The organism is Tepidimonas fonticaldi (assembly GCF_001675355.1).
GTDB lineage: Bacteria > Pseudomonadota > Gammaproteobacteria > Burkholderiales > Burkholderiaceae_C > Tepidimonas > Tepidimonas fonticaldi.
Window position 1 is genome coordinate 1 of the sequence record NZ_LZDH01000023.1, and the last position, 25,825, is coordinate 25,825.

The following is a 25,825-nucleotide window of genomic DNA, read 5'->3' on the forward strand; positions in this document are numbered from 1 at the left end:
ACAAAACGCTGCAGTGGGTGCACTGGTTTAACCACGAGCGATTGCTGGAACCCATCGGCCACATTCCGCCCGCCGAGGCTGAGGCAAACTACTGGCGGCAGCTCCAGCACAAGCCGGAGACCGCCTGATACTCAAACCCAATCGCCTCTCAGATTCCCGGGGCGGTTCAGTGACAGTCCATGCCGTTGAGATAGCCTTAAGAACGGCTGACATGCCAAGCGCCGCACCCAGACCGTCCAAATTGGTGCAACCCGGTCCAGATTGGGGCGTCAGGGTAAACGACGGCTTGGCCGCACCCATATTTGGTGCTCAAGGCTTGCATACAAGCCTTGTGTTCGATTGGCACGATTCTGGCTTGGACAACGTCGAGGGCCACCATGACATCCAAAGACATTGCCGACCGCATCGTTGAAGCCATCCTGGCTCAAAAGCTTGCGCCAGGTATTCGCTTGGGTGAGCAGGCTTTGTCCATGCTGTTTGATTGCAGTCGTACGCTAGTACGCGAAGCCATGATGCAGTTGGCCGCCCGCGGCATTGTCACGGTCAGCGCGCGGCGCGGTTGGTATGTCGTCCAACCCTCCCAAGTGGAGGCCAGAGAGGCTTTCGAGGCTCGCCGTGTCATCGAAACCGGTCTTATTCGGATGGCTGCGCCCATGGACAAGGTCAAGCTGGGCAAGCTCAAGCGCCACATACAGCAGGAAAAAGCAGCGCTCAAGGACCGAGACGTGGGCCGCCGCAGTTACCTCCTGGGGGACTTCCACGTCTGTCTCGCAGAATGCCTTGGCAACCAATTGCTCGCGGACACGTTGCGCGACCTCACGGCACGGACCACCTTGATTGCCATGCTCTACCAATCCACGCATGACGCAGAGCAGTCATGCCAGGACCATGTGGACATCGTAGATGCGCTGGCCCGAGGAGATATTGCAGACGCTGAGGCGCTCATGGCCAAGCACATTGGCGATGTCCAGGAGGCACTCACCCTGGACAGCGCCAAGGCCGATCCCTTGGCTGAACTGAGGCAAGCCCTTTTACCGGTCATCGGTGATGCGAAGGGCGCGAGCAGCCTTCCGTCACGCAGCCGCAAGAAGCCCGTACTACCAGATTCCCCGCAGCCAGCAACCTACCTAGGAGCTCTTCTATGAACATCGCCAAGCGTCACCTGCTCACCCTTTCTCTGGGCGCCTCCCTGATGGCCATAACCGGCGCATCACATGCCCAAACGGCACTTGAGAACATCGAAAAGACCAAGCTCATCAAGATTGCAATTCCGACCGATTTCCCGCCGTACGGATTCGTTGGCATCGACCTCAAGCCTCAAGGGCTCGATGTGGAAATGGCGAACTACCTGGCCGACAAGATGGGCGTCAAAGTGGAGCTTGTGCCCGTGACCAGTGCCAACCGCATTCCCTACTTGCAAAGCAAAAAGGCCGACCTGGTCATTTCAACCCTGGGCAAGAACCCGGAACGAGAGAAGGTGATCGACTTCACCGCCGCTTACTCGCCGTTCTTCCAGGCCATCTTCGGACCGAAGGGCGTCGAATTGAAGTCCTTTCAAGACTTGTCTGGTAAAAGCATAGCGGTCACGCGTGGCGCCATAGAAGACCAGGAACTGACCAAGGTGGCACCGGCTGGGGCGGACATCAAGCGCTTTGAGGACAACAACGCCACGGTCTCGGCTTTCGTGTCTCGCCAGACGCAGCTGATTGCAACTGGTGTGTCGGTCGCCGAGAACATGATGCAACGCAACCCACAGTTGGGCACCGAGTACAAGCTGCTGCTGAAGGACAGCCCCAACTTCATTGGTGTGGCCAAGGGTGAAGATGCCTTGCGTCAAAAGGTCAACGGCATCATCGCCCAGGCGAAGTCGAACGGCGACCTCGACAAGATGGCTATGAAGTGGCTCAAGCGGCCCGCCGGCAATCTTCCGCAATAACCGGGGCCACACGCGATGTCGATCGAACTCGACTTCTGGGCGGTGCTGGCCGAGTGGCCACTCCTGCTCAAGGGCTTGGTCTGGACGCTGGGACTGACGACCGTGTCAGCCATCGTCGGCGTGCTGGTCGGCATTGCCTGTGCGTGGGCTCGCACCGAAGGCCCGACCGTCTTGAAATGGGTGGTCGGGGCCTACGTGGAGCTCATTCGGAACACACCCTTCATCGTTCAGCTGTTTTTCATCTTTTTTGGATTGCCCGCGATGGGTGTTCGGCTCACCCCCGAGCTGGCGAGCGTGATTGCCATGGTGGTCAATCTCGGTGCGTATGCCGCTGAGATCGTGCGCGCAGGTGTTCAGGCGACGCCTCGAGGACAGATTGAAGCAGCCATCAGCTTGGCCTTGACACCATTGCAGACGTTCATCCGTGTGGTGCTGCCCCCAGCACTGCGTCGCGTCTGGCCGGCGCTGGTCTCCCAGATCATCATCGTCATGCTGGGATCGGCCGTCTGTGGACAAATTGCCACCGAAGAACTCAGTTATGCCGCCAACTTGATTCAGAGCCGGAACTTCCGCGCGTTTGAGGCTTTCATTGTCGCCACGGTTATGTACCTGTTAATGGCCATCGCGATTCGCCATGTCCTCAATCGACTTGGTGACCGTCTGCTATTTGGGGGGCGCCGTGGTTGATTTCTCTCTTTGGGACATTTTGCGCAACCTCTTGCTGGCCGCCAGATGGACTGTTGCGCTGTCGTTGATTGCGTTTGTAGGCGGCGGGCTGCTGGGATTGATCCTCTTGATTTTGAGGACGACCCACTCAGTGGCCTTGCAACGTGTGGTCGCGGGCTATGTACAACTTTTCCAGGGCACGCCGCTGCTGATGCAGTTATTCCTCGCCTATTTCGGACTCGCCTTATTCGGGGTCGAAACCTCGGCGTGGTTCGCCGCGGCGGCAGCGCTGACCTTATACAGCAGCGCGTTCCTGGTGGAAATCTGGCACGGTTGCGTTCGATCGGTGCACAAAGGTCAGTGGGAAGCTGCGCAAAGTCTGGCCTTGAGTTTTGGTGAACAACTCCGCTACGTCATCCTGCCGCAGGCGTCTCGGGTTGCCGTTGCGCCGACGGTTGGTTTTCTGGTGCAGGTGGTCAAGGGTACAGCGTTGGCCTCGGTGATCGGCTTCATCGAACTGACCAAGGCCGGCACCATGATCACCAACGCGACGTTTCAACCCTTCCTTGTCTACAGCATGGTGGCCATTCTGTACTTCGCCATCTGCTACCCCATCAGCCTGTACTCGCGTGTTCTGGAAAGAAAATTGAATGTCAAACACTGAATCAGCATCTACGCCTGCGGTCCGGATTGAGGGTTTGCGCAAGTCCTTCGGACAGAACGAAGTGCTCAAAGGAATCGACCTGGAGGTCCAACCGGGCGAGGTCATTGCCATCATCGGGAAAAGCGGATCGGGCAAGAGTACGCTGCTGCGATGCATCAACGGCCTGGAGGTCTTCCAACACGGAACGCTGCATGTGCAGGGGCAGCCGCTGGTCTACAAAGACGCAGCAGCCATGCGAGCCTTGCGTCAAAAGGTGGGCATGATCTTTCAGTCTTTTAATTTGTTTCCCCACCTCAGCGTGGGCAAGAACGTAATGCTTGCCCCAGGCCTCGTGAAACAGACTGCAACAGAAGAGTTGGAGAGAAGCGCGCATGCTTTGCTGGCACGCGTGGGCTTGTCAGACAAGTTTGCAGCCTATCCCGACCAGTTGTCTGGGGGGCAGCAACAGCGCGTTGCGATTGCGCGTGCGCTGGCCATGCAGCCCAGCATCCTTTTGTGCGACGAGATCACCTCGGCACTCGACCCGGAACTGGTGGGCGAGGTGCTTGCGGTTGTTGAAAGTCTGGCCCAGGAGGGCATGACGCTGCTGATGGTGACGCACGAAATGAACTTCGCACGCAAAGTGAGCGACCGAGTCATCTTCATGCACATGGGCCGCGTGCATGAGATGGGCCCCCCCGACCAGTTGTTCGCCCATCCGCAAACACCCGAGTTAAAGCAGTTTCTTTCCTCGATTCACTGAAGCGCAGATGCGATCAAAACGACACTTTGATCGCCGCCCGATTCGCCACGGTGTTCGCTCGGCTGGGTTCGACGCTCTGATCGGCGGACCCAGATCTGGTGGCACGGGCTATGAATGCCCACATTTCTGTTGGCGGCGATTTGCAAGACGCAAGTGTTAAGGGTATTCCATTCGGTGACCGCTTCGGGTCGATAGCTGCCTTTGACTCGGATGCAGCCTGAGGTCCGCTTTCAGCCTACCGCCGACGGTCAGGCGTTCTGCTTGGGTCAAAAAGTCAGGTCGTCCCGACAGGGAGTATTCCAAGCCCGACAGGATCTATTCCTGACGATCAATACCCCCCATCGCCCGCCGGTCACTCCACCGTCACGCTCTTGGCCAGGTTGCGCGGCTTGTCCACATCGGTACCGCGCAGGCAGGCGGTGTGGTAGGCCAGCAGCTGCAGCGGCACCGCGTGCAGGATCGGGCTCAGGTCCCCGTAGTGCTCCGGCATGCGGATGACGTGCAGGCCCTCGCCGCTGGCGATGCGCGTGTCGGCATCCGCCAGCACATAGAGCACCCCGCCGCGCGCGCGCACCTCCTGCATGTTGCTCTTGAGCTTTTCCAGCAGCGCGTCGTTGGGCGCCACCGTCACCACCGGCATCGCGCCGGTCACCAGCGCCAGCGGCCCGTGCTTGAGTTCGCCGGCCGGGTAGCCTTCGGCATGGATGTAGCTGATTTCCTTGAGCTTGAGCGCCCCCTCCAGCGCGATCGGGTAGTGCGGCCCGCGGCCGAGGAACAGCGCGTGCTCCTTGCCGGCGAAGTCCTCGGCCCAGCGGATGACCTGCGGCTCCAGCGCCAGCACCGCCTGCAGCGCCGCCGGCAGGTGGCGCAGCGCGCGCAGGTGGCGCGCCTCGTCCTCGGCCGTCAGGCGCCCCTTGGCCTGCGCCAGCACCAGCGTCAGCAGGAACAGCGCCGCCAGCTGCGTCGTGAACGCCTTGGTGCTGGCCACGCCGATTTCCGCCCCGGCGCGCGTGACGTAGGCCAGCTCGCACTCGCGCACCATGGCGCTGGTGGCGACGTTGCAGATCGCCAGCGTCTGGCGCATGCCCAGCGCCTGCGCGTGGCGCAGCGCGGCGAGCGTATCGGCGGTCTCGCCGCTTTGGCTGACCACCACCACCAGCGTGCGCGGGTCGGCCACGCTCGTGCGGTAGCGGTATTCGCTGGCGATCTCCACCACCGTCGGCACGCCGGCGATCGCCTCCAGCCAGTAGCGCGCCACGCAGCCCGCGTAGTGGCTGGTGCCGCAGGCCAGGATCAGCACGCGGTCGATCTCCGCAAACACGCGCCAGGCGGCGCGCGAGCGGATGCCGTGGTCGTCGAACAGCTCCGGCACGATGCCCGCCACGCCCTCCAGCGTATCGGCCAGCGCACGCGGCTGCTCGAAGATCTCCTTCTGCATGTAGTGGCGGTAGGGGCCCAGCGCCACGTCCTGGCTGCCCACCTGCACGGTCCTGACCGGGCGTGCGGCGCTGTCCAGGGCGCGGCCGTCCGCCCCCACGATGCGGTAGCGCCCCAGCGCCACATCGACCAGATCCCCCTCGGCCAAGAACACGATGCGGTCGGTGACGCCCGCCAGCGCCAGCGCATCGCTGGCCACGTAATGGGCCGCCGGGCCATCCGCCGCGGTGCCCAGCCCCAGCACCAGCGGCGAGCCGGCGCGTGCCCCCACCAGGCGCTGCGGCTCGTCGTGGTGCAGCACCGCAATCGCATACGCGCCGTGCAGGCGGGCCGTGGCCGCGCGCACCGCCTCCAGCAAATCGCCGTCGTACAGGCTGTCGATCAGGTGCGCGATGACCTCGGTGTCGGTCTGGCTCTCGAACACATAGCCGCGTGCCTGCAGCTCGGCGCGCAGGGCTTCGTGGTTTTCGATGATGCCGTTGTGCACCAGCGCCACGCGCGCTGGCCGCTCGCCCGCGCGCACCCCGGGCCCGTGGCTGACGTGCGGATGGGCATTGGCCGTGGTGGGCGCACCATGCGTCGCCCAGCGCGTGTGGGCAATGCCCGTGGCCGCGCGCAGCCCCTCCGCCTGCACCTGCGCGCGCAGCTCGGCCACGCGTGCCGTGCTGCGCGCGCGCGCCAGCCCGCGGGCCGCTGCCTCGACCGGAGCCATCCGCCCCGCGGCGTCGGCCAGCGGCGCCCCCTGGTGCACGGCCAGCCCGCACGAGTCATACCCCCGGTACTCCAGCCGCTGCAGGCCTTGCACCAGCACCCCCACCACGTCCGTGGTGCCCACCGCCCCGACGATTCCGCACATCGATCAGTCCTCCGCATCGTGTCATGCCAAGCCGGTAGGGTACGGATTCGGTCGAGTCACGGGTTTACATTTTTCACTCAATAGAGTAATTTTTTTGCAGTCTTTGGTCTTGATGGAATAATTTTCCATGAATAACATTTTTTCGACCAATTTTTCCATTGACGAACGGGACCTGCACCTGCTGGATGCGCTGCAAACCGACGCGGCGCAACCCCTCAACGCCCTGGCCGCGCGCTGCGGCGTCTCCGCGCCCACGGTGCTGCGGCGCGTGCGCCGGCTGGAGGCGGCGGGCCTGATCGAGCGCCGCGTCGCCATCCTGCAGCCCGAGCGGCTGGCAGCCGTGCTGGGCGAGGGCCTGACCGCCATCGTCGAAATCGGCCTGGAGCGCCAGGGCGATGAGCATCTGCGCGCCTTCGAGGCCCGCGCCGTGGCCGAGCCCGCGGTGCAACAGTGCTACCGCGTCAGCGCGGGCCCGGACTTCGTGCTGGTGGTGGCGGCGCGCGACATGGCCGACTACCATGCGCTGGTGCAGCGCCTGTTCACCGAGCAGGGCAATGTGCGCCAGGTCAAGGCCTACTTCAGCGTGCGACGCAGCAAGTTCGATCCGCGGCTGCCGCTGCCCACCGTGCCTCCCCACAGGGGGGCAGACAAGCCACCGGCCGCTGGCGTATGATTTTTTCGTCGCCCCTTCGTCACGAGAGGAACCGCCGCATGGTCCCCGTCCCCCCTGCCGTCGCGCGTGTCCTGGCGCTGCTGACTCTGGCGGCCTGCGCCCTGGGTGCCCAGGCCCAGGAGCTGGTCAGCGTGCGCAGCCCGGTGGTCAATCTGCGCGCCACCCCCAGCACCGAGGGCGAAGTCCTCTGGCAACTGCGGCGCGGCTACCCCCTGCAGGTGCTGCAGCGCCAGGGCGACTGGATCCGGGTGCGCGACTTCGAGGGCGACGAAGGCTGGGTGGCGGCGCGCGTGACCGGCGACGAGCGCCACCACGTGGTTCGGGCCCGCACCCTCAACCTGCGCAGCGGCCCGGGGCTGGAGTGGCAGGTGGTGGGCACGGCGCGCTACGGCGATGTGCTGGCCACCGTCCGGCGACAGGGCGACTGGGTGCAGTTGCGCGCACCGGACGGCAGCGGCACCGTCTGGGCCGCGAGCGATCACCTCTGGGGCTGGTGAGCCGCCAGGGGGCCCTTCACCGTTGCCCCCTTCAGTCGGCCGATTTGGTCGGCCGCCGCCAGTTGGGCACCGTCACCGCCTTGGCGCGGACCACCGTCAGCGCGCCCGCAGGCGTGTCCTTGGTCACCGTGCTGCCCGCACCCACCGTGCCACCCGCCCCCAGCGTGACCGGGGCAACCAGCACGCAATTGCTGCCGACGTGCACATCCGCCTCGATGACCGTGCGGTGTTTGCGCGCGCCGTCGTAGTTGGCGGTGATGCTGCCCGCCCCGTAGTTGACCCGCTCGCCCACCGTCGCATCGCCCAGATAGGCCAGATGGTTGGCCTTGGCGCCGGCGGCCAGGGTGGAGTTTTTCACCTCCACGAAGTTGCCGATGTGCACCTCGGGCCCCAGCCAGGCGCCCGGACGCAGCCGCGCAAACGGCCCCACCCGGGCCTGCGCCCCGACCACGACACCCGCGCCCGCGCCGTCGATGTGCGTAAAGGGCTCGATGACGGCACCCGCGTCCACCGTGGCGTGGGCGATCACGCAGTTGGCACCCACCCGCACCCCGTCGCCCAGCACGACGCGGCCCTCGAACACGCAGTTGACGTCGATCTCCACATCCTGGCCACAGACCAGCTCGCCGCGCACATCCAGCCGGGCCGGGTCCGCCAGCCGCACGCCCTGCGCCATCAGCGCCTGGGCCACGCGGTGCTGGTGGGCGCGCTCCAGCGCCGCCAATTGGGCCGGGCTGTTGACGCCCGCCACCTGCAGCGCGTCGTCGATGCGGTGCGCCACCACGGGCACGCCATCGGCCACCGCGTGGCGCACCACGTCGGTCAGGTAGAACTCGCCCTGGGCGTTGCAGTCGTCCAGGCGGGCCAGCCAGGCGCGCAGGCGCGCCGTCGGTGCGGCCAGAATGCCGCTGTACACCTCGGTGATGCGGCGCTGCGCATCGCTGGCGTCCTTTTCCTCGACGATGGCGCGCACGGCCCCCGACTCGTCGCGCACGACACGGCCATAGCCGTGCGGATCGGCCAGATCCACCGTGAGCAGCGCCAGCGCATCGGGGCCGCCCGCGCACTGGGCCGCCAGCAGTGCCGCCAGGGTGTCCGGATGCGTCAGCGGCACGTCGCCGGACAGCACCAGCGTGACGCCGTCGTCCGCCAGCAGCGGGATGGCCTGCTGCACGGCGTGCCCGGTGCCCCGTTGCGGCTCCTGCCGCACCGCCTGCCACGGCTGCCCGTCGGCCAGCGCGGGCAGGGCGGCGTCGACCGCCTCGGCCCCATGGCCGGTCACCACCACCGTGTGGCGCGCCGACAGCCCCCGCGCCATCCCCAGCACATGGGCCAGCAACGGGCGGCCGGCCAAGCGCTGCAGCACCTTGGGCAGGGCGCTCTTCATGCGTGTGCCCTTGCCAGCGGCCAGAATGACGACGTCCACGGGACAGTGCATGGGTTCCTCCTGAAGGGTCATGGGGTGTCGGGCGCCGATTATCCGCCCCCGCGGTGCTACGCTACGGGCGGCCGCCGCGCCGCGCGCAACGGCGCCCATCCCACCCATGGCCACCCGTGCGATGCCCCATGACGACCCTAGCCCCCACTGAGCCCCTTCCCCGCTTTGCCGTCTTTGGCGCCGGTGCCGTTGGCAGTTACTACGGTGCCATGCTGGCGCGCGCGGGCGTGCCGGTGGTGCTGATCGGCCGCCCGGCCCACGTCCAGGCCATGCGCGCGCACGGCCTGCGGCTGCAGACCGCCGACTTCGACGAGCGCATCGCCGTGCACGCCGACACGGACGCTGCGGCTGTGGCGGGCGCGGACGTGGTGTTGGTGTGCGTCAAATCCGGCGACACCGAAGCGGCCGGGGCCGCGCTGCACCCCCACCTGGGCCCGCAAACCGCGGTGCTCAGCCTGCAAAACGGCGTGGACAACGCCGAGCGGCTGGCGCGTGTGCTGGGGCGGCCCGTGGTGCCGGTGGTGGTGTATGTGGCCGCAGGGCTGGAAGGCCCGGGCCATGTGCGCCACCACGGCCGCGGGGATCTGGTGCTGGCGCCGTTTCCGCAGGCCGCGCGCGTGCAGGCGGCGCTGGCGCGGGCCGGGGTGCCGACCACCGTCTCCGACGCGGTACCGCAGGCGCTGTGGACCAAGCTGGTGGTCAATTGCGCCTTCAATGCCCTGTCCGCAATCACCGCGCGGCCCTATGGGTGGCTGTGGGCGCAGGCGGGCGTGCCAGAGATGCTGCGCCAAGTGGTGCGCGAATGCGTGGCGGTGGCGGCGGCCGATGGCATCGCGCTGGATGCGGCCGCCCTGGATGCGGACGTCGAGCGAATTGCGCACAGCATGGCCACCCAAATGTCGTCCACCGCGCGCGACCTGCTGCGCGGCCACCCGACCGAGGTGGACCACCTCAATGGCCATGTGGTCGCGCGTGCCCACGCCCACGGCCTGCAGGCACCGGTCAACCACGCGCTGCAAACGCTGGTGCACCTGCTGGAGCAGGGACGCGGCGCTTGAGCACCCAGGCCCGCCCGCGTGGCGACGGTGGCCAAACTGCGACAATCCGCGACCATGCAAGACACCTACGTACTCACCCTGTCCTGTCAGGACAAGCCCGGCATCGTGCACGCCGTCTCGGGCTTTCTGCTGGAGCAGGGCGGCAACATCGAGGAGGCGGCCCAGTTCAACGACCGCGACAGCGGCCGCTTTTTCATGCGCGTGCAATTCACCTGCCCGGGCCACGACGCACCCACCTTGCGCGGCGCGGTGCAGGCATTCGGCCAGCAGCACGGCATGGCGTGCAGCCTGCACCCCTGGCACGAGCCGATGCGCACCGTCATCTTCGTCAGCCAGCAGGGCCACTGCCTGAATGACCTGCTGTTCCGCTGGAAGAGCGGCCTGCTGCGGCTGGACATCCGCGCCATCGTCAGCAACCACCGCGACTTTTACCAACTGGCCGCCGGCTACAACGTGCCGTTCCACCACATCCCGGTGACGGCCGCCACCAAGGCGCAGGCCGAGGCGCGCCAGCTCGACATCATCGAGCAGGAAGGCGCCGAACTCGTCGTGCTGGCGCGCTACATGCAAATCCTGTCGGACGGCATGTGCCAGCAGCTCGCCGGCCGCGCGATCAACATCCACCACAGCTTCCTGCCCAGCTTCAAGGGCGCCAAGCCGTACTACCAGGCGCACGAGCGCGGCGTCAAGCTGATCGGCGCCACCGCGCACTACGTCACTGCCGATCTGGACGAAGGCCCGATCATCGAGCAGGACGTGGCGCGCGTGGACCATGCGATGACGGTGGAAGACCTGACCGCCATCGGCCGCGACACCGAAAGCCAAGTGCTGGCGCGCGCAGTCAAGTGGCACAGCGAGCACCGCGTGCTGCTCAACGGCCAGCGCACGGTGGTCTTCCGCTGAGCAGGCACGGGCGATGTCCACGCGCATTCCCCCCATCCAGTGCCTGCTGACCTTCGAGGCGCTGGCGCGCCTGCGCAGCGTCACGCAGGCGGCCGACGAGCTGTGCGTGACCCCCAGCGCGGTCAGCCACCGCATCCGGCAGTTGGAAGAGCAGCTCGGCGTCAAGCTGTTCGGACGGGCGGACTTCTCCCTGACCACGGAGGGCAGCGAATACCTGGCCCAGGTGCGCGAGGGGCTGACGGCGCTGCAGCGTTTCCCCAGCCGCAACGCCACCCCCGGGCGGCGCAAGCTGCGGTTGGCAGTCACGCCCACCTTCGCCCGTTCGATCGTCATGCCGCGGCTCAAGCACTTTGCCGAGGCCTATCCGGAAATCGACCTGATGCTGCAGGTCAGCATCCCGCTGCTGGACGTGGTAGCGGAGGACGCCGACCTGACCATCCGCTACGGCACCGGCCGCTACCAGGACGTGGAGTTCACCTGCATCCTGAAGGACGAGGTCACGCCCCTGGCATCGCCCGCGTTCGCGCGCGAGCACGGGCCGTTCGAGCGGCCGGAGGATCTGGAAGGCGTGCCCCTGCTGCGCAGCCCGCTGGAGCCGTGGCGCACCTGGTTTGCCGCGCACCACCTGGACTGGCCGGAGCCAACCGATGGCTCGCAGTTCAACGACATCGGGCTGATGTGCGACGGCGCCGCCGCCGGCATGGGGGTGGCGCTGGTGCGCCTGAAGCTCGGCGCGCCGTGGCTGGACAACGGCACGCTGGTGCGGCTGTATCCGCACAACGTGCCCAGCCCCCACGCGCACTATCTGTGTTGGCGCGCAGGGGCGATGGAGCGCTGGGAGTGCGCGACGTTTGCCGCCTGGCTCAAGCAGGTGGTGGCCTAACGGCCACCCCCCGCCCAGGTCCATCCAGCGACGGCCGCGCCGGGCCGCGTCACTCGATGCGGATGCGCTTGCCGGCCACCGCCGCCTTCTTCGGCAGGGTCAGCGTCAGCACGCCGTTGTCGTACTTGGCGCTGGCGGTCGACTCGTCGACATCGCCCGGCAGGGCAAAGCTGCGCGAGACGGCTCCGTAGTAGCGCTCGCTGTGCAGCACCTTGTCGCCGTCGCGCCGGGCGTCCTCTTGCTTGACCTCTGCCGCGATGGTGACCAGGTTGTTCTCGACGGACACATGGATGTTGTCCTTGCCGACACCGGGCATCTCGGCCGAGATGACGTAGGCCTGGTCGTTTTCCTTCACATCCACCTTGATCTGCTGCGGCAGCGGCTCGCCGTGCAGCGGTCGCACATAAAACGCCGGGGCCATGTCCCGGAAAAACTCGTCGAACAGGCTCATGCGGCGCGGAATCAGGTTGCTCATGCGCTGTCTCCTTGACCGTGGAGGGCTTCGACATCCATCGGGCCCGCCAGCGCCTCCACACCGCCGGCGCAAGCCCATTGCTCACACCGCCAAACATAGGGGCAGCGCGCCGGAACTTCAAGCCCCCCGCCGCAGGCCGATTCACGCGATGCTCAAGGATTTTTCAGCCGCGCCGGCGTGTCCTGACCTACACTGCGGCGACACGTTTGCCGCCCCCTGCCATGACCGCCCACGACACCCCCGAATCCCGCGCCGTCCGGCGCGCCGACCGCCAGGCCGAGGTGGTGCGCGCCCTGTCGCTGGTGCTGCCGCCCCACGCGCTGCTGTGGACCCCCGAGGACACCACGCCCTACGAGTGCGACGGCCTGACCGCCTACCGCGAGCGGCCGCTGGCGGTGGCGCTGCCCGAGACCGAGGAGCAGGTGCAGGCCGTCCTGCGCACCTGCCACCTGCTCAAAGTACCGGTGGTGGCCCGCGGCGCCGGCACCGGCCTGTCCGGCGGCGCGCTGCCCCACCCGCTGGGGGTGACCTTGTCGCTGGCCAAGTTCAACCGCATTGTGGCCATCGACCCGCTGTCGCAGACCGCGGTCGTGCAGGCGGGTGTGCGCAACCTGGCGATCAGCGAGGCCGCCGCGCCGCACGGGCTGTACTACGCCCCCGACCCGAGCAGCCAGATCGCCTGCACCATCGGCGGCAACGTGGCGGAAAACTCCGGCGGCGTGCACTGCCTCAAGTACGGCCTGACGCTGCACAACGTGCTGAAGGTGCGCGGCTACACCGTCGAGGGCGAGCCGGTCACATTTGGCGCGGATGCGCTGGACACCCCGGGGCTCGATCTGCTGCCGCTGATCGTGGGCTCGGAAGGGATGCTCGCCGTCACGCTGGAGGTAACGGTGCGGCTGACGCCGACGCCGCAACTCGCGCGCTGCATCATGGCCAGCTTCGACGACGTGCGCAAGGCCGGCGACGCGGTGGCCGCGGTGATCGCGGCCGGCATCATCCCGGCGGGGCTGGAAATGATGGACAAGCCGATGACCGCGGCGGTGGAGGACTTCGTCCACGCGGGGTATGACTTGGACGCCGAGGCCATCCTGCTGTGCGAGTCCGACGGCACGCCCGAGGAGGTGGCCGAGGAGATCGAGCGCATGAGCGCGGTGCTGCGCGAAGCCGGCGCCACCCGCATCGCCGTCAGCCGCGACGAGGCCGAGCGGCTGCGCTTCTGGAGCGGGCGCAAGAACGCCTTTCCGGCCAGCGGGCGCATCAGCCCCGACTACATGTGCATGGACTCCACCATCCCGCGCAAGCGCCTCGCGGACATCCTGGAGGCGATCGCGGCCATGGAGGACAAGTACGGGCTGCGCTGCGTCAACGTGTTCCACGCCGGCGACGGCAACCTGCACCCGCTGATCCTGTTCGACGCCAACGACCCCGACCAGCTGCGCCGCGCCGAGGCGTTCGGCGCCGACATTCTGGAGACCAGCGTCGCCATGGGCGGCACCGTGACCGGCGAGCACGGCGTCGGCGTGGAAAAGCTCAACAGCATGTGCGTGCAGTTCAGCCCCGAAGAACGCGAGCAGATGTTCGCCATCAAGCGCGCGTTCGACCCCCACGAACTGCTCAACCCCGGCAAGGTCATCCCGACCCTGCAGCGCTGCGCCGAATACGGCAAGATGCTGGTGCGCGGCGGACGGCTGTCGCATCCCGATCTGCCGCGCTTCTGAACGCGCACGGGACGGGAGCGCCCGGCATGCCCGGCCGGGCGCCCGAACGCGCTCCGGCGGCACAGGGGCTTGCGCTACAGTTCACGTCATGCAGCCGCTGCCGCGCGACCCTTGGCCCACGCACCTGCCGCCGTCGTTCTTCACGGCGCTGGCGGCCGGTTCGGCCAGCGATGCGGATGCGCACGACGAGGCCGGTACCCCGCCCCCGTCGGATGCCCTACTGCGCCTGCTGCACGCCCTGCCCGACGGCGTGCTGAGCCTGGATGCCGACCTGCGCTGCCGCCACGCCAACCCCGCCGCGCAGCCCCTGCTGCGCCCCCACCTGACCTGGGATCAGATCGACGGCCTGTCCTGGCACGAGGCCGTGGACGACGACTGGATCGACACCCTGTTGCCCTGGATGGCGCCGGCGCTGCGCGGCGAAGGTGGGCGCATCGCCGTGCAGCGCGACCGCGAGGGCAGCACCACCCACTGGGAGCTGACGCTGCTGCCCGACCACGGCGACGCGGGCGTGGTCGGCGTGTTCGTGCTGCTGCGCGACGAGACGGCGCTGCAGCGGCGTCAGGCCGCCCTGCAGGACCAGCAGCACGATCTGCAGCAGCGACTGCAGCGGCAGGACGCCCACCTGGCGCTGCAGCAGGCCCGCTGGCAGGCGCTGTCCGACGGACTGCGGGATGCGGCGATCTTCTTTTTGGATGCGCACGGCGCCATCCAGGATTGGCCGGCCAGCGCCGAGCGGCTGCTGGGCTACGCCGCCGAGGATGTGATCGGCACGCACGGCCCCGACACCCCGCAGCGGCCGCACCCCTTGCCCGCGGATGCGGCCCAGGCGCTGGAGCGCGCCAGCCTGCTGGGCCAGAGCGAATCGACCGGCTGGCAACGCCGTGCCGATGGCTCGCGGCTGTGGGCGCACATGGTATACACGACGCTCACGGGCCTGGACGGCGAGGCGCTGGGCACCGCCTGCCTGGTGCGCGACATGACCGAAATCCACCGGCTCGAAGAGTTGCTGCGCGACCTCAACCAGGCGCTGGAGCGCAAGGTGGAGGAGCGCACCCGGCAGTTGCAGGCGGCCAATCAGGACCTGGAGGCGTTTTCGTACTCGGTCTCGCACGACCTGCGCGCCCCGCTGCGGCACATCACCGCCTATGTGCAGTTGCTGCGCGAGGACCTGGGCCAGCCGCTCACCCCCGACGTGGCGGAAGACCTGCACACCATCGAGGACGCCGCCGCGCACATGGGGCGACTGATCGAGGGGCTGCTGGCCTTTGCCCGGCTGGGCCGCGCCGAGGTGCAACGGCAGCCCGTGGACATGCTCGACCTGCTGCGCAGCAGCCTCAACCGCGTGCAGCACGACCCGGCCCTGCGCCGCGCCGAGGGGGAGTGCGAGCTGCACCTGCCCGACGCACTGCCCACGGTGGAGGGCGACCCGCTGCTGCTGTCGCAGGTCTGGGACAACCTGTTGGGCAACGCCTTCAAATACAGCCGCCCGCGCCGGCCGGCCATCATCGCCATCGGTGCCGAACGGCGGCCCGGCCCGGACGGCGCCCCGGAGGCCGTGTTCTGGGTGCGCGACAACGGCGTGGGCTTCGACGCCGCGCGGGCCGAGCGGCTGTTCGGCGTCTTTCAGCGCCTGCACCGCGCGCAGGACTTCGAGGGCACGGGCATTGGCCTGGCCCTGTGCCGGCGCATCGTCGAGCGCCACGGCGGGCGCATCTGGGCCGATGGCCGCGCCGGCGAAGGGGCCACCTTCGCCTTCGCCCTGCCGCTGCAGCGCCCCGCCGCGGCCCCCGACCACGGCCCGGGAGACTCCCCTGACGCGCCAGCCACCGACACCCCGCCGGCCGCCTGATCCGCGCGCCCCCGCTAACGCTCGCCCGCCCATTCGCCGCACCATGCCCCCGCCCACCGCGCTCGACGCCGCTGCCACCGCGGCCGCGCTGCCTTACCCCGCGCTGGCCGACGCCATCAAGGCGCTGCTGCGCAATGACACCGTGACCGTGCCGCCGCGGCTGGTGCAGCCGCTGCCGGGCGGCGGCAGCCTGTTCGTCATGCCCGCCGCCGACGCGGCCGTGGCCATCACCAAGCTGATCACCTTCGTGCCGGACAACCCCGCCCACGGCCGGCCCGCCATCCAGGGCGATGTCGTCGTCTTCGACGCGCGCAGCGGCGAGCGCCGCGCCGTGCTGGACGGCCCCACCGTCACCGCGCGGCGCACGGCGGCGGTGTCGCTGCTGGCGGCGCGGCTTCTGGCGCCACGCCCGCAGGGGCCGCTGCTGATCGTCGGCGCCGGCGTGCAGGGCCGCGCGCACCTGGAGGCCTTCGCGGCGGGGCTCGGCGTGCGCGCGGTGCGCGTGGCCTCGCGCCGCGCCGCCAGCGCCGACGCGCTCGTGGCCCACGCGCGCGGGCTGGGACTGGACGCGCAGCGCGTGGACGACGCCAACGCCGCGCTGGCCGACTGCCCGCTGGTGGTCAGCTGCACCCCCGCGCAGGCGGTGGCGCTGCGCGCGCGGCCACGGGACGACGCCTTCGTCGCTGCGGTGGGTGCCTTCACCCCCCACATGGTGGAGTGGGCGCCTGACGTGTGCCGGCATCTGGCCGACACCGGTACGCTGGTGGTGGACACCCGCGACGCCGACCACGAGGCCGGCGACCTGCTGCAGGCCGGGCTGGACGTGGCGGCGCTGCCGACGCTGGCGGACGTGGTGCGCGACACGCCGGTCTGGCGGCGCACCCGCCGCACGGCCGGGCCGGTGTTGTTCAAGAGCTGCGGCTGGGCCGGCTGGGACCTGGCCGCAGCCCGCTGCGCGCTGGCCGCCGCGGCCGGCTGACCTTTCCCCCGCTTACTCAGGAGAACGCATCATGGTGCAACGCTTCGACGTCGGACCGCGCCTGTCCGAGATGGCCATCCACAACGGCACGGTCTACCTGGCCGGGCAGGTGCCCGACGACGCCACGCAGGACATCGAGGGCCAGACGCGCCAGGTGCTCGGCATGATCGACGCGCTGCTGGCGCGCGCCGGCACCGACAAGACCCGGCTGCTGATGGTGCAGATCTTCCTCGCCGATCTGGCCGACTTCGACGGCATGAACGAGGTCTGGGACGCATGGGTGCCGGCCGGCCACACACCGCCGCGCGCCACCGTGCAGGCCCGGCTGGCGCGGCCGGAGTGGAAGATCGAAATCGTTGCCACTGCCGCCGTCTGACGGACGCTCAGCGGTAGGTGCGCAGGTGGATGCTGGTCTCGGTGCTGTGGATGCCCTTGATCAGCCGGATGCGCTCCGGCTCGGACTCCGGGCGCAGCCGCACGGTATAGCCCAGAATCACCTGCGCATCCTCCAGCCGGCGCAGGCGGTTGGTCACCGTGCCGCGCGACACCTTCAGCTTGTGCGCCACATCGGCGACGCTCAGGCGCGCATTGCGCCGCAGCAAGGCTATCAGGGCCTGATCCAGTTCGTCCATCCGAGCCCCCTATCGATATGTTCATCCACCACTGACATTTCGTCAGACGTTGCCCATATCGCCAACATTTTGACGTTTTACATTGTCGCGCGCCGCGTCCACACTTCCGGCTCTCGCCATTGACATTGACCAGACCGGAGACTTGGACATGACGACTTCCCGCCGCCCCCGCACCGCCACCCGTTACCTGAGCGCGCCGACCCTGGTGCGCCTGGTGCAGACGCTGGGCGTGGAGGCCTGCCTGCGCGGCATCGCCGAGCACATCCGCGAGGACTTCTGCCGCTGGCCCGACTTCGACAAAAGCGCGCGCGTGGCCAACCATTCGCGCGACGGCGTCATCGAGCTGATGCCCATCGCGGACGACACGCTCTACAGCTTCAAATACGTCAACGGCCACCCCAAGAACACCCGCGTCGGGCTGCCCACGGTGATGGCGTTCGGCGTGCTGGCCGACGTGGACACGGGCACCCCGCTGCTGCTCAGCGAACTGACGTTGACCACCGCGCTGCGCACGGCCGCCATGTCGGCGGTCGCCGCGCAGGCCCTGGCCTGCCCGGGCAGCCGCGTCATGGCCCTGATCGGCAACGGCGCGCAGGCGGAGTTCCAGGCGCTGGCCTTTGCGCACCTGCTCGGTATTCGCGAACTGCGCCTGTTCGACACCGATCCCGCCGCGACCGACAAGCTCGTGGCCAACCTGCGCGACAGCGGCTTGACCCTGACGCGCTGCGCCAGCACCGCCGAGGCCGTGCGCGGCGCGGACATCGTGACCACCGTCACCGCCGACAAGACCAACGCCACCATCCTGACGCCCGAGATGCTCGCGCCGGGCATGCACATCAATGCGGTGGGCGGCGACTGCCCCGGCAAGACCGAGCTGCATGCGGACGTGCTGCGTGCCGCGCGCGTGTTCGTGGAGTACGAGCCCCAGACCCGCATCGAGGGCGACATCCAGCAACTGCCGGCCGACTTTCCGGTGACGGAGCTGTGGCAGGTGCTGACCGGCCAAACCCCCGGCCGCCGCGACGACGCCGAGGTGACGGTGTTCGACTCGGTCGGCTTCGCGCTGGAGGATTACGCCGCGCTGCGCTTCGTCCATGCCGCGGCCGAGCGACTGGGCCTGGGGGAGGCGCTCGACCTGATCCCGGACCTGGACGACCCCAAGAACCTGTTCGGCCTGCTGCGTCCGCGCGCCGCGTCGCTGCGCCGCGCGGCCTGATCCCCACCCGCCAGCACCACCGCCTGCCCCGTCAAAACAGGGGCAGGCGGTGGGTGTGCTTGACCTCTTCCATCACGGCGTAGGTGCGCGTCTCGCGCACCCCCGGCAGCTGCCACAGCACATCACCGGCAAAACGCCGGTAATCGGCCATGTCGGCCACGCGCGTCTTGACCAGGTAGTCAAAACCGCCGGCCACCATGTGGCACTCCAGCACCTGCGGCGCGGCCTGCACCGCGGCCTTGAACTGCTCGAACACATTGGGCGTGGTGCGGTCCAGCAGCACCTCCACGAACACCAGCAACCCGCCGCCCAGCTTGGCGGGGTTCAGCCGCGCCTCGTAGCCCAGGATGTAGCCCGCCCGCGTCAGGCGCTGCACCCGCGCCAGCACCGCCGTCGGGGACAAGGCCACCGCTTCGGCCAGCTTCAGGTTGGTGATGCGTCCATCGCGCTGCAGCACGTCGAGGATGCGCAGGTCGATGCGGTCGAGGTCGTCCATGGCCCAGTTTGTAAAACGTCATTGACGCAGATATTTTGACTATTTTTTTGAATGAAAACCGAATTTCATTTTCTTGAAAAGACCACAGACTTCGCGAATCGACATCGCTTTTGGCTGCCTGCGTCATGAACGCCCCACTCCCCACCCCCTGGCCGCCCGCCGAGGCCTCTGCCCCCACCGCCCGTGCGCCGTTTGCGGACGCTCCGCACGCGCGCACCGCCACGATGACGGCGCTGCCGGCGCTGCAGCGCGCGCCGGAGCCGGAACTGCTGCCTGCCCTGCTGGAACGGGCTCGCCTGCCGGAAGGACCACGCGCCCGTGTCGCCGCGCTGGCCCAGCGGCTGGCCGAGGCGCTGCGCCAACGCGCGCCGCAGCGTGGCCGCGAGGGGCTGGTGCAGGCGCTGCTGCAGGAGTACGCCCTGTCGTCGCAGGAGGGCGTGGCGCTGATGTGCCTAGCCGAGGCGCTGCTGCGCATTCCGGACGCCGCCACGCGCGACGCGCTGATCCGCGACAAGATCGGCCGCGGCGACTGGCGCGCCCACCTGGGCCGCAGCCCGTCGGCCTTCGTCAACGCCGCCACCTGGGGCCTGCTGCTGACCGGGCGCCTGACCGCCACCCACAGCGAGGAGGGGCTGGGCGCGGCGCTGACCGGCCTGCTGCGCAAGGGCGGCGAGCCGCTGATCCGCCGCGCGGTGGACATGGCGATGCGGCTGCTTGGCGAGCAGTTCGTCACCGGCCAGACGATCGCGGAGGCGCTCGAACGCGCCCGCGCGCGCGAGGCGCAGGGCTTTCGCTACTCCTACGACATGCTCGGCGAGGCGGCGCTGACCGAGGAGGACGCGCAGCGCTACTTCGACGCCTACCGCACCGCAATCGAGGCGATCGGCGCGGCCAACGCCGGCCGCGGCGTGATCGACGGTCCGGGCGTGTCGATCAAACTGTCGGCGCTGCACCCGCGCTACGGCCGCGCCCAGTACGCGCGCGTGATGGAGGAGCTCTACCCGCGGCTGCGCGCGCTGGCAGAGGCGGCCCGCGCAGTCGACATCGGCCTGCACATCGACGCCGAGGAGAGCGAGCGGCTGGAACTGTCGCTCGACCTGCTGGAGCGCCTGGCGCACGAGCCGTCGCTGGCCGGCTGGGCGGGCCTGGGCTTCGTCATCCAGGCGTATCAAAAGCGCGCGCCGGCGGTGGTCGACCATGTGATCGCGCTGGCGCGGCGCAGTGGGCGGCGGCTGCTGGTGCGGCTGGTCAAGGGCGCCTACTGGGACAGCGAGATCAAGCGCGCCCAGCTCGACGGGCTGGACTACCCGGTTTACACCCGCAAGGCTTACACCGACGTGTCGTACCTGGCCTGCGCGCGGCGGCTGCTGGCTGCGCCGGAGGCGGTGTTCCCGCAGTTTGCCACCCACAACGCGCAGACGCTGGCGGCGATTTACGAGATGGCCGACCCCGCCACGTGGCATCCGCATCAGTACGAGTTTCAGTGCCTGCACGGCATGGGCGAGCCGCTCTACGAACAGGTGGTGGCGCCGGTCGAAGCCGGGGGACTTGGCCGCCCCTGCCGCATCTACGCGCCGGTCGGCACGCACGAGACGCTGCTGGCCTACCTGGTGCGCCGCCTGCTGGAAAACGGCGCCAACACCTCGTTCGTACACCGCATCGCCGACGCCAGCGTGCCGCTGGAAGCGCTGGTGGAAGACCCCGTGGCCACCGTCGAGGGCTGGGCGCGCGCGGAAGGCGCGCTGGGCCTGCCGCACCCGCGCATCCCGGCCCCGGCGGCGCTGTATGGGGATGCCCGCGTCAACAGCGCCGGGCTGGATCTGACCGACGAGGGGACGCTGGCGACCCTGCAGCGCGCGCTGGAGGCGAGCCGCGCCGCGCCGCTGCACGCGGCGCCGCGGCTGGCCGAGGGCCTCGCGCCCGCCAATGGCGGCGCGACGCAGCCCATCGTCAACCCGGCTGATCATGGGGACGTGGTCGGCACGGTGGTGGAGGCCTGCCCCGACGACGTGGCCGCCGCCGTGACGGCGGCGCAGGCCGCAGCCATGCGCTGGGCCGCCACCCCGCCCGAGGCGCGCGCCGCCGTCCTACACCGCGCGGCGGATGCGCTGCAGGCGCAGCTGCCGGCGTTCGTCGCGCTGCTGATGCGCGAGGCCGGCAAGACCGCCGCCAACGCGGTGGCCGAGGTGCGCGAGGCGATCGACTTCCTGCGCTTCCACGCCGCGCAGATCACCGGCGCGCACTGGCCGCGCGCGGCCCGGCCGCTCGGGCCGGTGGCATGCATCAGCCCGTGGAACTTTCCGCTGGCCATCTTCACCGGGCAGATCGCCGCCGCGCTGGCCGCCGGCAACCCGGTGCTGGCCAAGCCGGCGGAGCAGACGCCGCTGGTGGCCGCGCGCATGACCGCGCTGCTGCACGAGGCCGGCGTGCCGCGCGACGCGCTGCAGCTGCTGCCCGGCCCCGGCGAGACGGTCGGCGCGGCGCTGGTGGCCGACGCGCGCATCGCCGGCGTGGTGTTCACCGGCTCCACCGAGGTGGCGCGGCTGCTGCAGCGGGCGCTGGCGGGCCGCACGCGCATTGGCACCGACGGCCATGCGCAGCCGGTGCCGCTGATCGCCGAGACCGGCGGCCAGAACGCCATGGTGGTGGACACCTCGGCGCTGCCGGAGCAGGTGGTGCAGGACGTGCTCGCCTCGGCCTTCGACAGCGCCGGGCAGCGCTGCTCGGCGCTGCGCGTGCTGTGCGTGCAGGAGGAGGCCGCGCCGCGGCTGCTGGCCATGCTGCGCGGCGCGATGCGCGAGCTGCGCCTGGGCGCGCCGACGCGGCTGGCCACCGACGTCGGCCCGGTGATCGACGCGGCGGCGCGCGCCGGCATCGTCGAGCACATCGAGGCGATGCGCGCGCGCGGCTGCGCCGTCTGGCAGCTGCCGCTGCCGCCGGAGGCGCAGGCCGGCACCTTCGTGCCGCCGACGCTGATCGAGCTGGACGGTCTGCGCCTGCCGGAGCGCGAGGTGTTCGGCCCCGTGCTGCACGTGGTTCGCTGGCGGCGCGAGCAGCTGCCGGCGCTGATCGAGGCCATCCACGCCACCGGCTACGGGCTGACGTTCGGCGTACACAGCCGCATCGACGAGACCATCGACGCCCTGACGCAGCGGGTGCGCGCCGGCAACCACTACGTCAACCGCAACATGATCGGTGCGGTCGTCGGCGTGCAGCCGTTCGGCGGCGAGGGGCTGTCGGGCACCGGGCCGAAGGCCGGCGGGCCGCTCTACCTCTACCGCCTGCTGGCCGACCCGCCCGCCGACGCGGTGGCGCGCGCGCGCGCCTTCGCGGGGGCGGCCGAGCCGGCGGACTGGCGCGCGCCGGTGGTGCTGCGCGGCCCCACGGGGCAGCGCGACACCTGGGCCCTGGGGCCGCGCCACCACGTGCTGTGCGTGGCGCGCGACGCCGCCAAGCGCCGCGCGATGGCCGACGTGGTGCGGGCGCTGGGCGGGCAGCCGCTGGAACTGGCCGACGGCGCCCCGGTCGAGGCGGCGCTCGCGGCCCTGCCGGCAGCGCCGGAGGTGGCGTGGTTCGACGGCGACGCCGCGCAGCTCGTGGCGCTGCAGCGGGCGCTGGCGGCCCGGCCCGGGCCGGTGGTGCCGGTCGTCACCGGCGCGCCCGACGCGGCGCAGCCGCCCGCGGGGCTGCTGACCGAGCGCAGCGTCAGCGTCAACACCGCGGCCGCCGGCGGCAACGCCACGCTGATGGTGCTGGACTAAGCCGAGGCGGCATACGCCCGCCGCCCGAAGATCGCGCTGCCCACGCGCACCAGCGTGCTGCCCTCGGCGATGGCCAGCTCCAGGTCGTCGCTCATGCCCATCGAAAGGGTATCGAAGTCCTCGGGTGCGCCGAGCTGCGCGCGCAGCTGGTGGAACAGCTGCGCGGCCTGCGCGAACACGCGCCGCATCGCCGCCGCGTCCGGCTGCGGGTCGGGGATGCACATCAGCCCCCGCAGCCGCAGCCGCGGCAGCGCCGCCACCGCCTGCGCCTGCGCCAGCGCCTCGGCCGGTGCCACGCCCGCCTTGGTCGGCGCGCCATCGACGTTGACCTGCAGGCACACCTGCAGCGGCGGCAGGTGCGCCGGGCGCTGCTCGCTCAGGCGCTGCGCGATCTTGAGCCGGTCGACCGACTGCACCCAGTCGAAGTGCTCGGCCACCAGCCGCGTCTTGTTGCTCTGCAGCGGCCCGATGCAGTGCCACTCCAGGCCGGCCACGCCGGCCTCGCGCAGCGCGGCGATCTTCTCCACGCCCTCCTGCACGTAGTTCTCGCCGAAGGCGCACTGGCCGGCCGCGGCGGCCTCGGCCACCGCCACCGGGCCGAAGGTCTTGGACACCGCCAGCAGCCGCACCGCGCCCGGGTCGCGCCCGTGGCGCGCGCACACTTGTTGGATGCGCGCACGAACGCCTTGGAGATTGTTCGCGATCGTTGCCATAATGGTCAGAAATGGACGTCACACAGCTGCTGGCCTTCGCGGTCAAGAACAAGGCTTCGGACCTGCATCTGTCGGCGGGGCTGCCGCCGATGATACGGGTGCATGGTGACGTGCGACGCATCAATGTCGAGCCACTGGACCACAAGCAGGTCCACGCGATGGTCTACGACATCATGACCGACGCGCAGCGCAAGGCGTACGAGGAGTTCCTGGAGGTGGACTTCTCGTTCGAGATTACCGGTCTGTCGCGTTTTCGCGTCAACGCCTTCACCCAGCACCGTGGGTCGGCGGCGGTGTTTCGCACCATCCCGTCCAAGGTGCTGACGCTGGAGGACCTGGCCTGCCCGCGCATCTTTGCCGACCTGGCGATGAAGCCGCGCGGGCTGGTGCTGGTCACCGGCCCCACCGGCTCGGGCAAATCCACGACGCTGGCGGCGATGGTCAACCACCGCAACGAAAACGACGCCGGGCACATCCTGACCATCGAGGACCCGATTGAGTTCGTGCACGAGTCCAAGAAGAGCCTGGTCAACCAGCGCGAGGTCGGGCCGATGACGCACTCGTTCGCCGCGGCGCTGCGCTCGGCGCTGCGCGAGGACCCGGACGTGATCCTGGTCGGCGAGATGCGGGACCTGGAGACCATTCGCCTCGCCATGACCGCGGCCGAGACCGGCCACCTGGTGTTCGGCACGCTGCACACGTCGAGTGCCGCCAAGACCATCGACCGCATCGTGGACGTCTTCCCGACCGAGGAAAAAGAGATGATCCGCGCCATGCTGTCGGAGTCGCTGGTGGCCGTGATCTCGCAGACGCTGCTCAAGACCGCCGACGGCAAAGGGCGCGTCGCCGCGCACGAGATCATGATCGGCACGCCGGCCATCCGCAACCTGATCCGCGAGAACAAGGTCGCGCAGATGTACTCCGCGATCCAGACCGGCCAGCAGTACGGCATGCAGACGCTGGACCAGTCGCTGATCGATCTGGTCCGGCGCAACGCCGTCACGGCCGCCGAGGCGCGCAGCAAGGCCAAAATCCCCGAAAACTTCCCCGTCTGACGGCGGGCTGCCCCGCAGGAGCGCGCGATGGAACGCGATCAAGCCAGCAACTTCATCCACGAGCTGCTGCGACTGCTGGTCAGCCGCAACGGCAGCGACCTGTTCCTCACCGCCGACTTTCCGCCCGCCATCAAGGTCGATGGCGTCATCACCAAGGTGTCGCCGCAGCCCTTGACCGGCCAGCACACCCAGGCGCTGGCGCGCGCGATCATGAACGACAAGCAGGCCGCCGAGTTCGAGCGCACCAAGGAGTGCAACTTCGCCATCAGTCCTGCCGGCATCGGGCGCTTCCGTGTCAACGCCTTTGTGCAGATGGGCAAAGTGGGCCTGGTGCTGCGCACCATTCCGTCCAAAATCCCCACCATCGACGAGCTGGGGCTGCCGCAGATCCTCAAGCAGTTGGCGCTGGCCAAGCGCGGCATCTGCATCGTCGTGGGCGGCACCGGCACCGGCAAGTCGACCACACTGGCCGCGATGGTGGACTGGCGCAACGAGCACACGCACGACCACATCGTCACCATCGAAGACCCGGTGGAGTTCGTGCACCAGCACAAAAACTGCATCGTCACCCAGCGCGAGGTCGGCATCGACACCGACAACTGGGAAATCGCGCTGAAAAACTCGCTGCGCCAGGCGCCCAACGTCATCCTGATGGGCGAGATCCGCGACCGCGAAACGATGGAGCACGCGATCGCCTTCTCCGAGACCGGGCACCTGTGCCTGGCCACGCTGCACGCCAACAGCGCCAACCAGGCGATGGAGCGCATCATCAACTTCTTCCCGCACGACCGGCATCCGCAGTTGCTCAAGGACGTGTCGCTCAATCTGCGCGGCATGGTCGCGCAGCGCCTGCTGCCACGCGAGGACGGCAAGGGGCGCGTGGCCATCGTCGAGGTGCTGCTCAACAGCGCGCTGATCGCCGACCTGATCATGAAGGGCGAGGTCCAGGAGATCAAGGAGGTCATGAAACGCAGCACCGAAATCGGCATGCAGACCTTCGACCAGGCGCTGTTCGACGCCTTCGAAGCGCGCCAGATCTCCTACGAAGACGCGGTGCGCAACGCCGACTCGCAAAACGACATCAAGCTGCGCATCAAACTCGAGAGCCAGCGCGCACGCAACAGCGACCTGGCCGCCGGCACCGAACACCTGCAAATCGTCTGATCCTAGAG

24 protein-coding genes and 1 pseudogene are annotated in these 25,825 nt (G+C 69.0%); 19 read left to right on the forward strand and 6 right to left on the reverse strand.

Annotated features, from left to right (window positions below; translation table 11 throughout):
* The 6 genes and pseudogenes from A9O67_RS13380 to A9O67_RS02990 all read left to right on the forward strand — a co-directional run.
* Nucleotides 1–128: pseudogene (locus tag A9O67_RS13380) on the forward strand (IS3 family transposase); the annotation flags it as partial.
* 249 nt (nucleotides 129–377) lie between these two features.
* The gene (locus tag A9O67_RS02970) at nucleotides 378–1,145 is read left to right on the forward strand and encodes a GntR family transcriptional regulator (protein ID WP_068607217.1); all 768 of its coding nucleotides are present in this window, start codon (nucleotides 378–380) and stop codon (nucleotides 1,143–1,145) included.
* The gene (locus A9O67_RS02975) at nucleotides 1,142–1,936 is read left to right on the forward strand and encodes a transporter substrate-binding domain-containing protein (protein WP_068607219.1); all 795 of its coding nucleotides are present in this window, start codon (nucleotides 1,142–1,144) and stop codon (nucleotides 1,934–1,936) included. The genes A9O67_RS02970 and A9O67_RS02975 overlap by 4 nt, the downstream gene beginning before the upstream one ends.
* Nucleotides 1,937–1,951: 15 nt before the next feature.
* Nucleotides 1,952–2,623, forward strand: coding sequence for an amino acid ABC transporter permease (locus A9O67_RS02980; protein WP_068607221.1), 672 nt, complete (start codon nucleotides 1,952–1,954; stop codon nucleotides 2,621–2,623).
* Nucleotides 2,616–3,266, forward strand: a complete 651-nt coding sequence (locus A9O67_RS02985) for an amino acid ABC transporter permease (protein WP_068607373.1) — start codon at nucleotides 2,616–2,618, stop codon at nucleotides 3,264–3,266. Before A9O67_RS02980 ends, A9O67_RS02985 begins: the two co-directional genes overlap by 8 nt.
* Nucleotides 3,253–4,008, forward strand: a complete 756-nt coding sequence (locus tag A9O67_RS02990; RefSeq protein WP_068607223.1) for an amino acid ABC transporter ATP-binding protein — start codon at nucleotides 3,253–3,255, stop codon at nucleotides 4,006–4,008. The genes A9O67_RS02985 and A9O67_RS02990 overlap by 14 nt, the downstream gene beginning before the upstream one ends.
* 352 nt (nucleotides 4,009–4,360) lie before the next feature.
* On the opposite strand, the gene glmS is transcribed toward A9O67_RS02990, so the two are convergent.
* Complete coding sequence (gene glmS / locus A9O67_RS02995) at nucleotides 4,361–6,301, reverse strand: glutamine--fructose-6-phosphate transaminase (isomerizing) (protein WP_068607224.1); 1,941 nt, start codon at nucleotides 6,299–6,301, stop codon at nucleotides 4,361–4,363.
* Nucleotides 6,302–6,428: 127 nt separating this feature from the next.
* Here glmS and A9O67_RS03000 point away from each other — a divergent pair, with 127 nt between their 5' ends.
* Together A9O67_RS03000 and A9O67_RS03005 are read left to right on the forward strand one after the other, a co-directional pair.
* Nucleotides 6,429–6,974, forward strand: a complete 546-nt coding sequence (locus A9O67_RS03000; RefSeq protein WP_068607226.1) for an Lrp/AsnC family transcriptional regulator — start codon at nucleotides 6,429–6,431, stop codon at nucleotides 6,972–6,974.
* A gap of 38 nt (nucleotides 6,975–7,012) precedes the next feature.
* Nucleotides 7,013–7,471, forward strand: a complete 459-nt coding sequence (locus A9O67_RS03005) for an SH3 domain-containing protein (protein ID WP_068607228.1) — start codon at nucleotides 7,013–7,015, stop codon at nucleotides 7,469–7,471.
* A gap of 31 nt (nucleotides 7,472–7,502) precedes the next feature.
* On the opposite strand, the gene glmU is transcribed toward A9O67_RS03005, so the two are convergent.
* Complete coding sequence (glmU, locus tag A9O67_RS03010; RefSeq protein ID WP_068607230.1) at nucleotides 7,503–8,909, reverse strand: bifunctional UDP-N-acetylglucosamine diphosphorylase/glucosamine-1-phosphate N-acetyltransferase GlmU; 1,407 nt, start codon at nucleotides 8,907–8,909, stop codon at nucleotides 7,503–7,505.
* Between the two features lie 128 nt (nucleotides 8,910–9,037).
* Between glmU and A9O67_RS03015 the strand changes: the two genes are divergently transcribed.
* The 3 genes from A9O67_RS03015 to A9O67_RS03025 are packed head-to-tail and all read left to right on the forward strand — an operon-like array spanning nucleotide 9,038 to nucleotide 11,753.
* Nucleotides 9,038–9,967 (forward strand): ketopantoate reductase family protein, encoded by a 930-nt coding sequence (locus A9O67_RS03015; protein WP_068607233.1) that lies wholly within the window; start codon nucleotides 9,038–9,040, stop codon nucleotides 9,965–9,967.
* A 54-nt stretch (nucleotides 9,968–10,021) separates the two neighbouring features.
* Nucleotides 10,022–10,870 carry a formyltetrahydrofolate deformylase gene (gene purU, locus A9O67_RS03020; RefSeq protein ID WP_068607235.1) on the forward strand — a complete coding sequence of 283 codons (849 nt, stop codon included), beginning with the start codon at nucleotides 10,022–10,024 and terminating at the stop codon, nucleotides 10,868–10,870.
* A gap of 13 nt (nucleotides 10,871–10,883) precedes the next feature.
* A complete protein-coding gene (locus A9O67_RS03025) occupies nucleotides 10,884–11,753 on the forward strand; it encodes a LysR substrate-binding domain-containing protein (protein ID WP_068607237.1) in 870 nt (289 codons plus the stop codon).
* Nucleotides 11,754–11,802: 49 nt separating this feature from the next.
* Here A9O67_RS03025 and A9O67_RS03030 read toward each other — a convergent pair whose 3' ends face one another.
* Complete coding sequence (locus A9O67_RS03030) at nucleotides 11,803–12,228, reverse strand: Hsp20/alpha crystallin family protein (protein WP_068607240.1); 426 nt, start codon at nucleotides 12,226–12,228, stop codon at nucleotides 11,803–11,805.
* 221 nt (nucleotides 12,229–12,449) lie between these two features.
* Here A9O67_RS03030 and A9O67_RS03035 point away from each other — a divergent pair, with 221 nt between their 5' ends.
* The 4 genes from A9O67_RS03035 to A9O67_RS03050 all read left to right on the forward strand — a co-directional run bounded on the left by A9O67_RS03035 (nucleotide 12,450) and on the right by A9O67_RS03050 (nucleotide 17,156).
* Nucleotides 12,450–13,949, forward strand: a complete 1,500-nt coding sequence (locus tag A9O67_RS03035; protein ID WP_068607241.1) for an FAD-linked oxidase C-terminal domain-containing protein — start codon at nucleotides 12,450–12,452, stop codon at nucleotides 13,947–13,949.
* 88 nt (nucleotides 13,950–14,037) lie between these two features.
* Entirely contained in the window at nucleotides 14,038–15,801 is a 1,764-nt protein-coding gene (locus A9O67_RS03040; RefSeq protein WP_068607243.1) for a sensor histidine kinase, read from the forward strand.
* 43 nt (nucleotides 15,802–15,844) lie between these two features.
* Complete coding sequence (locus A9O67_RS03045; protein WP_068607245.1) at nucleotides 15,845–16,780, forward strand: delta(1)-pyrroline-2-carboxylate reductase family protein; 936 nt, start codon at nucleotides 15,845–15,847, stop codon at nucleotides 16,778–16,780.
* 31 nt (nucleotides 16,781–16,811) lie between these two features.
* Nucleotides 16,812–17,156: a RidA family protein gene (locus A9O67_RS03050; protein ID WP_068607247.1), complete on the forward strand. Its 345-nt coding sequence runs from the start codon at nucleotides 16,812–16,814 to the stop codon at nucleotides 17,154–17,156.
* Between the two features lie 7 nt (nucleotides 17,157–17,163).
* Here the strand turns inward: A9O67_RS03050 and A9O67_RS03055 are convergent, their stop codons facing one another.
* Complete coding sequence (locus A9O67_RS03055) at nucleotides 17,164–17,412, reverse strand: Lrp/AsnC family transcriptional regulator (protein ID WP_068607249.1); 249 nt, start codon at nucleotides 17,410–17,412, stop codon at nucleotides 17,164–17,166.
* Nucleotides 17,413–17,560: 148 nt separating this feature from the next.
* Here A9O67_RS03055 and A9O67_RS03060 point away from each other — a divergent pair, with 148 nt between their 5' ends.
* Entirely contained in the window at nucleotides 17,561–18,628 is a 1,068-nt protein-coding gene (locus tag A9O67_RS03060; protein ID WP_068607250.1) for an ornithine cyclodeaminase, read from the forward strand.
* Nucleotides 18,629–18,659: 31 nt separating this feature from the next.
* Here A9O67_RS03060 and A9O67_RS03065 read toward each other — a convergent pair whose 3' ends face one another.
* Nucleotides 18,660–19,124, reverse strand: a complete 465-nt coding sequence (locus A9O67_RS03065; protein ID WP_068607252.1) for an Lrp/AsnC ligand binding domain-containing protein — start codon at nucleotides 19,122–19,124, stop codon at nucleotides 18,660–18,662.
* 125 nt (nucleotides 19,125–19,249) lie between these two features.
* On the opposite strand from A9O67_RS03065, the gene putA reads away from it, so the two are divergent.
* Nucleotides 19,250–22,885, forward strand: coding sequence for a bifunctional proline dehydrogenase/L-glutamate gamma-semialdehyde dehydrogenase PutA (gene putA / locus A9O67_RS03070; RefSeq protein ID WP_068607254.1), 3,636 nt, complete (start codon nucleotides 19,250–19,252; stop codon nucleotides 22,883–22,885).
* Here putA and A9O67_RS03075 read toward each other — a convergent pair.
* The gene (locus tag A9O67_RS03075; protein ID WP_068607257.1) at nucleotides 22,882–23,598 is read right to left on the reverse strand and encodes a YggS family pyridoxal phosphate-dependent enzyme; all 717 of its coding nucleotides are present in this window, start codon (nucleotides 23,596–23,598) and stop codon (nucleotides 22,882–22,884) included. The two genes, putA and A9O67_RS03075, sit on opposite strands and share 4 nt — an antisense overlap.
* An 11-nt stretch (nucleotides 23,599–23,609) precedes the next feature.
* Between A9O67_RS03075 and A9O67_RS03080 the strand changes: the two genes are divergently transcribed.
* Nucleotides 23,610–24,653 carry a type IV pilus twitching motility protein PilT gene (locus A9O67_RS03080; protein WP_068607259.1) on the forward strand — a complete coding sequence of 348 codons (1,044 nt, stop codon included), beginning with the start codon at nucleotides 23,610–23,612 and terminating at the stop codon, nucleotides 24,651–24,653.
* A 27-nt stretch (nucleotides 24,654–24,680) separates the two neighbouring features.
* Nucleotides 24,681–25,817, forward strand: coding sequence for a PilT/PilU family type 4a pilus ATPase (locus A9O67_RS03085; protein ID WP_068607261.1), 1,137 nt, complete (start codon nucleotides 24,681–24,683; stop codon nucleotides 25,815–25,817).
* Nucleotides 25,818–25,825: the final 8 nt, after the last annotated feature.

Bases quoted from the DNA above. Each gene is read 5' to 3' on its own strand.
- A9O67_RS02970 (WP_068607217.1), top strand. From the start codon at position 378: ATGACATCCAAAGACATTGCCGACCGCATCGTTGAAGCCATCCTGGCT.
- A9O67_RS02975 (WP_068607219.1), top strand. From the start codon at position 1,142: ATGAACATCGCCAAGCGTCACCTGCTCACCCTTTCTCTGGGCGCCTCC.
- A9O67_RS02980 (WP_068607221.1), top strand. From the start codon at position 1,952: ATGTCGATCGAACTCGACTTCTGGGCGGTGCTGGCCGAGTGGCCACTC.
- A9O67_RS02990 (WP_068607223.1), top strand. From the start codon at position 3,253: ATGTCAAACACTGAATCAGCATCTACGCCTGCGGTCCGGATTGAGGGT.
- glmS (WP_068607224.1), bottom strand. From the start codon at position 6,301: ATGTGCGGAATCGTCGGGGCGGTGGGCACCACGGACGTGGTGGGGGTG.
- A9O67_RS03000 (WP_068607226.1), top strand. From the start codon at position 6,429: ATGAATAACATTTTTTCGACCAATTTTTCCATTGACGAACGGGACCTG.
- A9O67_RS03005 (WP_068607228.1), top strand. From the start codon at position 7,013: ATGGTCCCCGTCCCCCCTGCCGTCGCGCGTGTCCTGGCGCTGCTGACT.
- glmU (WP_068607230.1), bottom strand. From the start codon at position 8,909: ATGCACTGTCCCGTGGACGTCGTCATTCTGGCCGCTGGCAAGGGCACA.
- A9O67_RS03015 (WP_068607233.1), top strand. From the start codon at position 9,038: ATGACGACCCTAGCCCCCACTGAGCCCCTTCCCCGCTTTGCCGTCTTT.
- purU (WP_068607235.1), top strand. From the start codon at position 10,022: ATGCAAGACACCTACGTACTCACCCTGTCCTGTCAGGACAAGCCCGGC.
- A9O67_RS03025 (WP_068607237.1), top strand. From the start codon at position 10,884: ATGTCCACGCGCATTCCCCCCATCCAGTGCCTGCTGACCTTCGAGGCG.
- A9O67_RS03030 (WP_068607240.1), bottom strand. From the start codon at position 12,228: ATGAGCAACCTGATTCCGCGCCGCATGAGCCTGTTCGACGAGTTTTTC.
- A9O67_RS03035 (WP_068607241.1), top strand. From the start codon at position 12,450: ATGACCGCCCACGACACCCCCGAATCCCGCGCCGTCCGGCGCGCCGAC.
- A9O67_RS03040 (WP_068607243.1), top strand. From the start codon at position 14,038: ATGCAGCCGCTGCCGCGCGACCCTTGGCCCACGCACCTGCCGCCGTCG.
- A9O67_RS03045 (WP_068607245.1), top strand. From the start codon at position 15,845: ATGCCCCCGCCCACCGCGCTCGACGCCGCTGCCACCGCGGCCGCGCTG.
- A9O67_RS03050 (WP_068607247.1), top strand. From the start codon at position 16,812: ATGGTGCAACGCTTCGACGTCGGACCGCGCCTGTCCGAGATGGCCATC.
- A9O67_RS03055 (WP_068607249.1), bottom strand. From the start codon at position 17,412: ATGGACGAACTGGATCAGGCCCTGATAGCCTTGCTGCGGCGCAATGCG.
- A9O67_RS03060 (WP_068607250.1), top strand. From the start codon at position 17,561: ATGACGACTTCCCGCCGCCCCCGCACCGCCACCCGTTACCTGAGCGCG.
- A9O67_RS03065 (WP_068607252.1), bottom strand. From the start codon at position 19,124: ATGGACGACCTCGACCGCATCGACCTGCGCATCCTCGACGTGCTGCAG.
- putA (WP_068607254.1), top strand. From the start codon at position 19,250: ATGAACGCCCCACTCCCCACCCCCTGGCCGCCCGCCGAGGCCTCTGCC.
- A9O67_RS03075 (WP_068607257.1), bottom strand. From the start codon at position 23,598: ATGGCAACGATCGCGAACAATCTCCAAGGCGTTCGTGCGCGCATCCAA.
- A9O67_RS03080 (WP_068607259.1), top strand. From the start codon at position 23,610: ATGGACGTCACACAGCTGCTGGCCTTCGCGGTCAAGAACAAGGCTTCG.
- A9O67_RS03085 (WP_068607261.1), top strand. From the start codon at position 24,681: ATGGAACGCGATCAAGCCAGCAACTTCATCCACGAGCTGCTGCGACTG.